A 10,128-nucleotide genomic window follows, 5' to 3' on the forward strand; every position below is an offset into this window, starting at 1 on the left:
GGGTTCCGGGGCTTTGACGCAAGCCTTAGAGATTGCTGGATCTAAGAGTGTTTATGGGGCTTGGGCTGCGATCGGGATTGTGGCTGGAGTTGTGGCGCGGATGGTAGTGGGCGAAAGGTCGATCGCCACTGGGCGCGGGCTCTACACATTTATCCTGTTAGTCGCTACTTCCGGTTTCGGGCTGTGGCTGGGAAAGTGGCTGGTTGGTCGATCGCATTTTTTGAATTAATCATTCACTAGATTTTTGATTGTAGTATTCAGAAGCCAGTCGGTTTTCAAACAACCACTGTTTGCTTTCAGGGGAATCATCCAGCCAGCGATCGATCAATTCGGCCCATTTGACAGGCAAGCGCAACTCATGCCAGGTTGAGTGAGAAGCGACAGAAATATTGTGATAAAGCGCTGAATCCGAAACCAGGTTTTCGATACATTCGGCTAAAGCCTGAGAGTTCCCCGCCTCGAAAATCATGGAATTAACGCCATGCTTCAAGTGGGTTTTAAACATCGGGTGATCCGAAGCTACTATCGGTGTTCTAGTGCGTAAAGCGTGCTGAATTGTCAGGGGAAATCCTTCGGGATATTCGTGCCGGCTAGTAACTAACACGATATCGGATTCTCTCATTAAAGGTTCTAAAGTATCAGTTGGCACCATTCCCATAAATTCGACACAATCTTTAATTTCCAACTCTTCTACTCGCCGAGCAAAAAATTCTTCTTCGCCTTTACCTGCCATTTTTAAGTGAACTGATATATTCCGCTCCCTTAACTTTGGTACGGCTCTTAATATATCGCCAACCCCCTTACTTTGTACTAACGAACCAGCGTAAAATAGTTTTAATTTTTTGACATCCGCAGGAATTTCTTTCGGCGACAAAGAGCCGGGATTGGTATCTAAGAGAAAGTCCCAAGGAATTATTCGATCGGGTTTTATTCCAATTTCTTTGAACAATAAAGATGAAGTAATGCCGTAAGTCCCAACCCATTCTATTTGCTGGTTATTCAACAAATTGGCCAGGAAATAGTTGCGCCACTTATCGCGCCAACTTTTTGTTGAAATAGATTCGGCAAATACAGCGATGGTTCTAATTTGATTTTCAATTGCAAAATTAAAAATGTCGGGAATAATCGTCCGCATGACTAAATGAGTCGGATTTTGCTCGGCAATTAATTCGATCAATTTTTTGGAATCAACTTTGTAATTAAATCCGCAACCGATCGCCCGCACGCCGTTTTCTAGAACCAGATCGTTAAATTCTGGTGTCATGCAGCACATAACCGTTACTGACTCAGCCTCCGGTCGTTTTGCCATCTCAGTAACGGCATCAACAGAATATTTTTGAGCGTAGTATGTTTCGCTTCCCCCTTGGGCCAGATGCTGAAAGGTTTTTGCGTAATCGCCGGCATACTGAACTATGACTAAGCGCATTTTCCTACACTCTGGTTGTGTCGTATTTAATAGAACCTACGGTGCAAAAGATTTGTAATCTGGTTATGTTGACGGTTTGATATACCCCCAGAACCGCACTGTGAATTTTCTTTTGCCTCCGTCCTATTATAAAGAGTTTGGGCAACAGGCACATCAATAGATAGCAGTCGCAGTCGCTTTATATCGCGGGTTTCAGGCTAATTTTATCTTGATTTTTCTGAGAGGGTGTAGAAGTAGGATGCGGAAATTAATTCCGACTCAGTAAGCAAAAATAGTGTCCCCTGCAATTTGATGTCCGAAGTTGCTGCGATCGCTTGCGGCACTTACTTCGCAGATTGGAGGGGATGTCTGCTTTCTTTGCCTGTAAAAAATTCACAAACCTTGACCATCTTTGGTTTGAGGGCGCTCAGTAAGCCAAAGTTGCTAAAGTTTCTCGCAGATAGGATCGCACCTGTTGATCGATGCTGGCATTTTTCTGCTTGCTCTCAAAATTGAGTTCTAGCTGCCAGCGTTGAAATCCTGAACTTGCGCCGATCGCAGATTTGAGACTGCCCCAGATTTCAGAATCTTCGCACAGCTCGATCGGCTCTGCTGCTTGAGGTTGTTGTGCGATCGGTGAATAATTCGCCATATTGTTATACCTCTGTTTTAATCCCCTGTAGGGATTGAAAGCTTACCTTGACTTTCTCTATTATAGATTCTTCTCTGGAAATAGCCAACCTAAAATATCTATAATCTGTGATTTAAAATTAAATATTAAAATTATTAATAATCTCAATCAGAACAGAGCCATTACTTATTTTTTTTTACAGCATACATCTGTCGAAGGTAAAGTAGCTTAAATTACAATTATTTCGAGTTTAATTTTTCATTTCACTTTTCGATCGACTGTTGGGGTAGGGAGGTAACGCCGTTGGTGTCAGAAAGTTGTGGGTTGACAATACTGTCGGCTGGCGAATTCCCAATTGTCGGTGGCGGATTGCTTGACTCTCCGGGTGCAGCTTCTGCGACAGTTATCTCGCCCGCCAAAGTCGGCAAAAGTCGATCGACTTGCCAAAGTGCGATCGTAAAATCATGCTTAATTTTTTGTAAAAAATAAGGCTTTGTCGCTGTAAATTGAGATTCCGGCGTCAGCAAAACCGCCATCACACTAGCAGACACCTGCAAAAACAAATTGCTAGCTAAAAAAGCAGAACCGGCCAACAACAATCCAGCCCACCGCCAGGAAGGAGGAAACGGAGCCACGCCAGCAGCGAGGGGAGCCAATCGGTAGAGATGCCACAAAATTATTGCCAACAAAACAGCGACAAAAAGAGCCACTCCTTTATTTAATTTAGTTTTAAATCGAGTCAGAATCTGCTGCTGCAAATCAGTTAACTTGTCCGGTTTCACAGCCACTACTAAAATACTAAAAATATAAAAAGGGCGGAACCACTGCATCCACAGCACCGGAACAATACCTGCGACAGCCACTAAAAACACTTCTAACCACACAGGAATCGCGGGAGAACCGACTGCGAGTCCCAGCAAACACAGTCCCAGGAAGATCGGCAGTGCAGCCGCCCCAGAAAGGTGAATCCACAAAAAAGGCTCTGACCAAAAAGAACGCACTTTAATTAATTATTGGTTATGAATTATGAGTTTTCAATTTTGAGTTTTTACAATCTTGGATGGACTCTTCCCCTGAAAATCTGTTGCGAGGAGTACATATCTAGCGGTCAAACCGAGGATTTTTAAAATCAATCCGGTTACTTTTTGTAAGTATTATTTGAGTGGCTGAATTTTAAATTTTAAGTTAAAAACCAAACTTGTGAGTGAATATTAGACTTCTTGGACTGATTCACCAACGTATTTTGAAATGAATCTGCGTTGATCTGTGTTTATCCCAATAGCATCTGCGGTCGATCGGCTCGCATTAAAGATTTATGCCATAAATCTAGTTTTGGAGTATTGAGTTGAATAGAATAGTTTCGAGCGATCGGCAATTTAGTTACCTGCACTCAAAACTTCTCTTCCAACTCAAAACTCACCACTCAAAACTATTGAGATAGAGTCCGGCGCTTAGTAACCATGCGGTAGGCTTCAATAATATCGCCTTCGGCCCAGTCGCTAAAGCCACTCAAGGAAATGCCGCATTCGTAGCCAGTATTGACTTCCTTAGCATCTTCCTTCATCCGCTTGAGCGAGTCGAGGATACCTTCGTAAACGATATTGTTGCCCCGGCGTACCCGCACCTTACAGTTGCGGATGACCTTGCCTTCGAGTACGTAACAGCCAGCGACAGCCCCACGACCGATCGCAAAGACAGCGCGCACTTCCACCTTACCCAGAGGTTCTTCCACCAGTTCTGGTTCCAGCAGACCTTCCATCGCCCCTTGAATATCATCCAAGAGGTTATAGATGATGCTGTATTCCCGCACGTCTACGCCCGCTTGGTCGGCCGCTTGGCGAGCGCCGGTGGCGAGAGTAGTATTGAACCCGATAATTACAGCATTACTGGCTGCAGCGAGGTCAATATCCGTTTCTGTGATTTCGCCAGGAGCAGACAGCAACAGTCGGAGTTGAACTTCTTTTTGAGGAAGTTCAGTCAGAGAGCCGACAATTGCTTCGAGGGAGCCTTGGACATCTGCCTTCAAGATCAAGTTGAGTTCCTTGAGAACGCCTTCCTTAGCTTGTTGAGAGAAGCCGCTGAGGCTGATCCGGCCACCTTGGAGCAGGCGAGAATCTCGTTGGAAGGTAGCTCTTCCGCTGGCGATCGCCGCTGCTTCTTTTTCGTTTCCGAAGACATCAAACTCATCTCCGGCGCGAGGTACATCCCGCAGCCCCAGCACTTCCACCGCGAAGGATGGACTTGCTTGGTCTACGCGATCGCCCCGGTCATCGATCATTGCCCGCACCTTACCCAAAGCCGAGCCTGCGACCACAATATCGCCCACTCGCAGAGTGCCGTTCTGCACCAGCAGGGTTGCCACAGGCCCCCTTGCCTTATCGAGGTGAGCTTCAATCACAGTACCCTTAGCCGGTCGGTTCGGGTTAGCGTTGAGGTCTTCCATTTCTGCCACTGTCAGAATCATTTCCAACAGGGTATCCAGGTTTTCTCCCTTAATCGCGCTGACGGGAACCATTGTAATATCGCCGCCCCAGTCATCTGCGACCAAGCCGTACTCAGTCAGCTCTTGCTTCACCCGTTCCGGCTGAGCGCCCTCCTTGTCTACTTTATTAATAGCCACGACAATTGGCACTTTCGCCGCTTTCGCGTGACTGATCGCTTCAATTGTCTGAGGGCGCACGCCATCGTCGGCCGCCACCACCAAGATAGCGATGTCCGTAACCCGCGTTCCCCGAGCCCGCATTGCTGTAAAGGCTTCGTGACCGGGCGTATCCAAAAACACCACCTGCTGGCTCTTGCCTTCGTGTACCACATCTACGTGGTAAGCGCCGATGTGCTGGGTAATCCCCCCAGCTTCTCCCTGAGCCACCTTTGTTTTGCGGATCGAGTCGAGCAAGGTTGTTTTGCCGTGATCCACGTGACCCATAATCGTTACCACTGGCGGACGGCGCTCGAGGTATTCCAAATCTGCTTCATCGATCATCTCGATGACTTTGAGCGCTGGGGCTACTTTTTCGGGAGTTTCTACCTCTACACCCATTTCTTCGGCTACCGTTCTCACCGCTGAAATATCTAGGGTTTCGGTAATGTTGACCGCAATGCCTCTTGAGAACAACCGTTTAATAATTTCGGTTTCGGGAACAGCCAAAGTAACTGCTAGTTCTTGAACGGTCATCGGTCTGCTCAGCAGCAGCTTTTCTGGACGTTCTACCTTAGCTTCGGCTGTTTTGCCCCGGCTGCCGCGTCCCCCAGAAGAACCAGAAGAACTTTTATCGTGAGAAGGGCCCGGTCTTTTGTTTTTGCCGCTGCTTCCGGGTGCGCCCGGAGTTGGTGTTGACTTTGGTGCTGCTTGTCCCTTTGGTTTAGCTGGGCGGGCTAGGGACAGGCTGACGGTGACTGGCGCTGGCATATCCAAGCCATTTTCTAAGTCATCGTCATCCTCGTCTATCGGTTTGAGGCGAGAACGTGCCTGCTTGACCTTTTTGGCAGCTTTGGCAGCATCTGAGTTTTCGTCATCATCTTCTTCCCAAATGACCGATGTCTTTTTGGCAGGACGCGGAAGTGTCGGCTTGGGAAGCAGAAGAGTATCCAGCAACGGCGTATCTTCTTCATTCTCATCAGTGTCATCCCCTGCGGCTCCGGTGTCACCACCTCGGCTTCGGAGCCCTCCTGCTGACGTTACGGGCGCTAGGCTTCGGCGCGGGCCACCGGGCTGCGGTCGATCGGCAAGTGCAGTTTTAACAGGGCCGCCAGCGCTAGGGCGAGGTCTTTGGGCATCGCTACCTCCCGGTGCGGGTCTGCTGGGGCGGCTCGGTCTGGCCGGCGCTTCCAGATTTTCTGTCTGTTGTGATTGCTCTTGCTCGGTTCTGGCAAGTTTTAGTACCGGCTTGTTTCCCAGACTTTGTGGGGTGCGCGTTGCCGACTCCGCCGTCGCTCTGACTGGTGGCGACGTGAGTTTTGCCCCCGGTGCTGGTGGGGGGGTGGCTGGCTGGCGCGGGCTGCGATCGGGTGCCTTGGACGACGGCGGTTGAGCTGTCGCAGGTGCCGCAGGTGCTTGATCCAGGGCCGTTGTTTCCGGGGCGATCGCACCTACTGTTTCCGAAGCTGTTTCTGAATCTGTTTCCGAAGTTGCTCCCGAGCCAGAGACATTTGGCTTCGACAGCACCGGTCGATTGATATTTGGTTTAGCGGGGGGCTGGAGTTGCCCGGCGGCAGGCGATTTGGGAGGAGTTGCCACGGTAGCACCAGGCTCGTTTTTTTGCTCCTCGTTGCCCGCCTGCTGGGAGGAATCACCAGCCGGCCGTACTTTTGGACTGCGTATTTCTAAAATTTGCTGCTTTTTTTGTTGGTCGTTAGGGTGAGGGCCAGACTCTTTTGATGGCGCTGCTGCTCTTTCGGTAGGAGCTGGCTTGCCGGGGGAAGAGTGGCTGCTGGCTACGTATTTTTCCGCCGTTTTGCGAATTCGTTCTGCTTCTGATTCTGTAATTGTGCTGCTGTGGCTCTTGACTGAAATATTGAGCCGCTCGCAAACTGCCAAGATGTCTTTATTATCCAAATTTAGTTCCCGTGATAATTCGTAAATTCTTACTTTGCCGTTGTTCATCCACTCTGCCCTCTTTTGTGCCAACCAGTTTTTACATTTTGATTCTTTGTTCTAATGACGACATCATTCGCTGTGATTGATTCAGTGTCAGGAATCGGGGTTTTGGTACTCAGCGAGGTAATTTTATCTAAAAGATGCAGCTCGCTGAAGTCTGCCTTGAGATAATTTTCAAGTTTTTTTGGGAAAGTGGCAACTGTCGAAGTCTGATTTTTTTTTGGCAACTGCCACTTTTTCAAGCTTCTAAGTTAGCTTTTCCACCTTGAGGATACCTCTGCTAGTACCCTACCCTTATCTAATCTGACACAAATCTTTCCAGACTGGTGGGCCGATCGGATTGAGGTTGTAGAGCTGGCGCTACCAGTAATTACTGGCGCGATGGCTGCTCGCGAGGGTTTATTATACAGTCGATACCGAACTCTTGTCGGTTTTTCGCCCGGTTGAACCCGAGTCAAATGTACAGTCAGATGTGTCTAAAAGCTGCCAAAGTGTTTGGTACAGTTCGTCAGACACAGGCGCTTTGAGCGATCGCCCAAGTCGATTTTTTTTCTGAGCTGCTTTCAGGCATTCGCTCGCCCGACAAAGGTAAGCGGAACGACCGAAGCCGCGATCTAATTGTACCTGATGAGAAGGATAGACCCTGACTACTCGCCAAAAAGCTTCCTTTGGAGCTATTTTTCGACAACTTGCACAACACCGGTAGTTCGGTTTCATCAAAGTGAGAAGGGGAGAGGGGGAGAAGAGGAGGGTAGTGTCCGAGGGGGACAAGTTCTCCTTGTCTCCCGTGCGAAAAAATCTTGGTCAAGAGCGCAGTTTTTAGACTGGGGCTGCGGTTTCGTCCGTTGCTGCCTTTTCTGCTGCCAATTCTGCGGATTCCGCCTCGCCGTCGAAGCCTGATGCTTCGTCTTCGTCTTCGTAGTAGTCTCCTGCTACTTCTTCTTCTTCCAGCCTGGTAGCTTCTGCTGCCAATTTGATGTCTTCGGCATCGCGATCGTACTTAGCAATATCTTTGATATCGATTTTCCAACCTGTCAGGCGGGCTGCGAGGCGGACGTTCTGACCTTCTTTGCCTATGGCAAGACTTAGTTGGTCTTCAGCGACCAAAATATGAGCTCGCCTGCCTTCTGGGGCAACCAAACGCACTTCATCTACTCTAGCAGGACTAAGAGCGTTAGCGATATAGGTGGCCGGATCTGGAGACCAGCGGATCACGTCTATTTTTTCGCCGCGCAATTCGTTGACTACTACCTGAATCCGCGATCCCCGCGCTCCGATGCAGGCTCCTACGGGGTCTACATCGCGATCGAGCGTATCAACTGCTATTTTAGTCCGAGGGCCGACGTGCCGGGATGGCGGATTTGCCTCCCTGGCTACGGCGACAATCCTCACCACCCCGTCTTCTATTTCTGGTACTTCGTTAGCAAACAGGTAAACCACCAAACCTGCATCTGCTCTAGAAACAAGTAACTGCGGCCCTCTCGTGGAGCCTTCGCCTACCTTTTTGAGATAAACCTTGAATGTAGCGTTGGCCCGGTAATTGTCATTGGGCAACTGTTCGCGCTTGGGGAGTTCGGCATCTACTTCCGGCTGACCGAAACTGCTGGTGACTGCTAAAATTACCGACTGTCTCTCAAACCTGATCACTCTTGCTTGAAGAACAGTTTCTTCTAAATCTTTAAACTCTTCTTGAATCATTTTGCGCTGTTGGTCGCGCAGTTTTTGAGCAAGAACTTGTTTGGTCTGAATAGCTGCCATGCGACCAAATTCTTTTTGATTTGGTGTGACGTCTACGAGTACGATGCTCCCCGGCTGAGCTTCTGTAGCTACTTCTTGCACTTCCAAAAGTGATATTTCGTGATCGGGATTTTCGACTTCTTCTACAATAGTTTTGTTTGCTAAAACGCGGAAACCTTCTTGTTCTGCGTCCAGTTCTACATCAAAATTATCGAAGTATTCTTCGCTGAAGTGGTCTAGTTTTTGGGTGCGGCGGTAGCGTTCGTATCCTTTGAGCAGGGCTTCTCGCAAGGCTGCTTGGACGGCGTGTTTGGGTAAATTTCGCTCTTTGCTAATACCTTCGACCATTTCTTTGAGTCCGGGCAGGGGAACCATTGACATATAAAACACTCCTTTTTTACTGTGACAATACGTAACTGGTAATCGCGAAAAGATAATTGGTGAGTTTTGATAGGAATGGATGGGTGATGATTTATGAGTTACCAAAATAGGGTTAGGTAAATTCGGTGTTGTCACAATTTATTGGTTGTGCCAACTCAACCCGCGGCTATCGATTTGATTCTTAAAAATTAACTCGCAGCGAAGCATTTTCAGCTTACTGCGAGGCAATCTAAAATCTCAAATCTGGCGGACACTCACAGGCACCGCCCCGAGAACCCAAAACTCAAAACTCAAAATTTACCTTTACTCCTCCTTTCCTTCGTCTAGTTCAACTCGCGCAATTTGAGGGCGGGGAACTTTAACCTGTCGCCCTTTTAGATTGAGATAAACCGCTGTTTCATCCCGACCTACCAGTAGTCCTTTCCACTCTTTGATTCGCGAGTCTGGTTCGGTGGCTTTGACTGTCACTGGGAAGCCTTTAAAGGTAATGAATTCTCGATCGCTGCTGAGCAATCGGGATATTCCCGGACTGGAAATCTCTAGCACGTAGGCGTCGGGGATGATGTCGGTTGCGTCTAACTCGGCTTCGAGGGCTGTGCTCATCCGCTGGCAGTCGGCTAAACCGGTGTCTTGCTGGAGGTTGCGGATGTCTACCCGCAAGACGGGAGGATTTTGGTTGGTGTGAAACACTGCTCCCACTACTTCCAATCCCAATGTTTCCGCAACGGGGGTAGCTAAGTCAATGATTTGTGGGATTAGGGGATGAGTCATATCGAATACTTAAGTTAAAACTCCTGAACTCGGAAACGGTAAGGAAAAATCAGTTATTGAGATTGCTTTGCTTCGATCCCATCCAAAAAACCGAGATCGGCTCCCAACTGCTGTCGGGGAGAGCCAAAAATTTTAGACTCAAGTTTTGGCTCCCAGATTAATCTGTGGAGTAAATCTCAAATCGAAAATGGAAAATCTCAAATCGACCGACCTGATTTTTGACCGCAATATCTGAGGGTTTTTACCCTCAAGTTGATTTGTGGAATGAAGAAAAAGACGTCAGATTTTCAAGCCCGAGGATGAGCTTGTGGGGTTTAAATTCTGCCTTCTACTTTCTGTTTTCTAGCCGACGGATGACTTTGTTGCGTCGCCCGCGGCCGGCAAGTCTTCAGCTTGCAGGTGTGATGCCCTAAGTTGTTTGGCTGCGACTAACGCAACAAAAAAAGTGGGCTTGACCCACTCCTAGGTGAAACAGTTTCTTCCAAGAAGTTTGAGGGCTGTCTCCGATCGAAGTTGACCTCAGTTTTCAGTTTAGCTCGATCGCCCGTCCGGTGACAAATCGATCGCGCCGGCGGAGTGTCGGAGGGGAGTGTCGGGGAGGGGGAG

Annotated in this window: 8 protein-coding genes and 1 pseudogene; 1 reads left to right on the forward strand and 8 read right to left on the reverse strand. The window is 48.5% G+C overall.

Annotation, left to right across the window (positions count from 1 at the left end; translation table 11 throughout):
* A pseudogene (locus AACV78_RS12330) lies at positions 1 to 229 on the forward strand (J domain-containing protein); the annotation flags it as partial.
* Here AACV78_RS12330 and AACV78_RS12335 read toward each other — a convergent pair.
* The 8 genes from AACV78_RS12335 to rimP form a co-directional block, all read right to left on the reverse strand.
* A complete protein-coding gene (locus AACV78_RS12335) occupies positions 230 to 1,426 on the reverse strand; it encodes a glycosyltransferase family 4 protein (protein WP_194012665.1) in 1,197 nt (398 codons plus the stop codon).
* Positions 1,427 to 1,832: 406 nt separating this feature from the next.
* A complete protein-coding gene (locus tag AACV78_RS12340; RefSeq protein WP_194012664.1) occupies positions 1,833 to 2,057 on the reverse strand; it encodes a hypothetical protein in 225 nt (74 codons plus the stop codon).
* Positions 2,058 to 2,299: 242 nt separating this feature from the next.
* Entirely contained in the window at positions 2,300 to 3,037 is a 738-nt protein-coding gene (locus AACV78_RS12345) for a low-complexity tail membrane protein (RefSeq protein ID WP_194012663.1), read from the reverse strand.
* 428 nt (positions 3,038 to 3,465) lie between these two features.
* Positions 3,466 to 6,639, reverse strand: a complete 3,174-nt coding sequence (gene infB / locus AACV78_RS12350) for a translation initiation factor IF-2 (protein WP_194012662.1) — start codon at positions 6,637 to 6,639, stop codon at positions 3,466 to 3,468.
* Positions 6,636 to 6,875 (reverse strand): hypothetical protein, encoded by a 240-nt coding sequence (locus AACV78_RS12355; RefSeq protein WP_194012661.1) that lies wholly within the window; start codon positions 6,873 to 6,875, stop codon positions 6,636 to 6,638. The genes infB and AACV78_RS12355 overlap by 4 nt, the downstream gene beginning before the upstream one ends.
* Positions 6,876 to 7,035: 160 nt before the next feature.
* Entirely contained in the window at positions 7,036 to 7,350 is a 315-nt protein-coding gene (locus AACV78_RS12360) for a YlxR family protein (RefSeq protein WP_194012660.1), read from the reverse strand.
* 102 nt (positions 7,351 to 7,452) lie between these two features.
* Entirely contained in the window at positions 7,453 to 8,751 is a 1,299-nt protein-coding gene (gene nusA / locus AACV78_RS12365) for a transcription termination factor NusA (RefSeq protein WP_194012659.1), read from the reverse strand.
* Positions 8,752 to 9,054: 303 nt separating this feature from the next.
* On the reverse strand, positions 9,055 to 9,522 hold the full coding sequence (gene rimP / locus AACV78_RS12370) for a ribosome maturation factor RimP (protein WP_194012658.1): 468 nt from the start codon (positions 9,520 to 9,522) through the stop codon (positions 9,055 to 9,057).
* Between the last annotated feature and the right edge of the window lie 606 nt (positions 9,523 to 10,128).

The organism is Tychonema sp. LEGE 07196 (assembly GCF_963890365.1).
In the GTDB taxonomy this organism is placed as follows: domain Bacteria; phylum Cyanobacteriota; class Cyanobacteriia; order Cyanobacteriales; family Microcoleaceae; genus Microcoleus.

Bases quoted from the DNA above. Each gene is read 5' to 3' on its own strand.
- AACV78_RS12335 (WP_194012665.1), bottom strand. From the start codon at position 1,426: ATGCGCTTAGTCATAGTTCAGTATGCCGGCGATTACGCAAAAACCTTT.
- AACV78_RS12340 (WP_194012664.1), bottom strand. From the start codon at position 2,057: ATGGCGAATTATTCACCGATCGCACAACAACCTCAAGCAGCAGAGCCG.
- infB (WP_194012662.1), bottom strand. From the start codon at position 6,639: ATGAACAACGGCAAAGTAAGAATTTACGAATTATCACGGGAACTAAAT.
- AACV78_RS12360 (WP_194012660.1), bottom strand. From the start codon at position 7,350: ATGAAACCGAACTACCGGTGTTGTGCAAGTTGTCGAAAAATAGCTCCA.
- nusA (WP_194012659.1), bottom strand. From the start codon at position 8,751: ATGTCAATGGTTCCCCTGCCCGGACTCAAAGAAATGGTCGAAGGTATT.
- rimP (WP_194012658.1), bottom strand. From the start codon at position 9,522: ATGACTCATCCCCTAATCCCACAAATCATTGACTTAGCTACCCCCGTT.